General features: G+C 50.0%; 1 protein-coding gene. It reads left to right on the top strand.

All coding sequences use genetic code 11. The features are described 5' to 3' along the window. Nucleotides 1-71: 71 nt before the first annotated feature. Nucleotides 72-1,076 (top strand): IS110 family RNA-guided transposase, encoded by a 1,005-nt coding sequence (locus AC2A1E_RS24145; protein ID WP_484385865.1) that lies wholly within the window; start codon nt 72-74, stop codon nt 1,074-1,076. Nucleotides 1,077-1,105 lie beyond the last annotated feature (29 nt).

Genomic DNA, 1,105 nt, shown 5'->3' with positions numbered 1-1,105 from the left:
GTTAATGAGATGGTCCCCACCACCCTGTGAGCGGTACGCTGGCAGGGTGTTTCTTTATGGAGAAGACCATCATGCAAAACGTCACCCTTATTGGTATCGATCTCGGCAAACATTCTTTTCACATTCATTGTCAGGATAAATCAGGCAAGGCATTGCTGCGGAAAAAATTTACCCGCACCAAACTCATCGAGTTTCTGGCTATGTGTGCACCGACTACCGTTGTAATGGAAGCCTGTGCCGGTGCCCATTTTATGGCTCGTCGGCTCGCTGATTTAGGGCATGACGCGAAGCTCATTTCTCCGCAATTTGTCCGCCCCTTTGTAAAGAGTAACAAGAATGATTTTGTCGATGCCGAAGCCATCTGCGAAGCAGCATCTCGCCCATCTATGCGATTTGTACAACCTAGAACTGAGGCGCAACAGGCTATGCGTGCCCTGCATCGTGTCAGAGAGTCACTGGTCAGAGATAAAGTCAAAACGACCAATCAGATGCATGCATTTTTGCTGGAGTTTGGCATTAGTATGCCGCTCGGAACCGCAGTGATAAAACGGCTTTCAACAGTTCTGGCAGAGAACACACTCCCTCCCTATCTGGCACAGTTGCTGATGCGCTTACATGCTCATTATCTCTATCTTGTCGAACAGCTCACTGAGCTTGAGATGGCGCTGGAACAAGAACTGAGTCGTGATGAAACAGGGCAACGTCTTCAGACAATACCTGGCGTTGGGCCGATAACTGCCAGCGTTTTGTCATCGCAGTTGGGCGATGGTAAGCAATATGGCTGTAGCCGGGACTTTGCTGCCTCAACCGGCCTGGTGCCGCGACAGTACAGCACCGGCGGCAAAAATACGCTTTTAGGGATAAGTAAACGCGGAGATAAAAATCTGCGACGGTTGCTTGTCCAGTGTGCCAGGGTCTTTATCCAGAAAATAGATTATCAGTCAGGAAAGCTGGCTGACTGGGTCAGGGCACAGCTGGCAAGAAAACACTCCTGCGTGGTGTGTTGTGCGCTGGCTAACAAAATAGCCCGAATAGCTTGGGCGATAACGACCCGGCAAACCGTGTTCGAAAGGTAACGATGATGCTGTCAACTTGACAGGTCACT

The organism is Serratia sp. HNCC26DJ206 (assembly GCF_057180605.1).
This window is presented reverse-complemented; position numbering and strand designations above follow the sequence as displayed.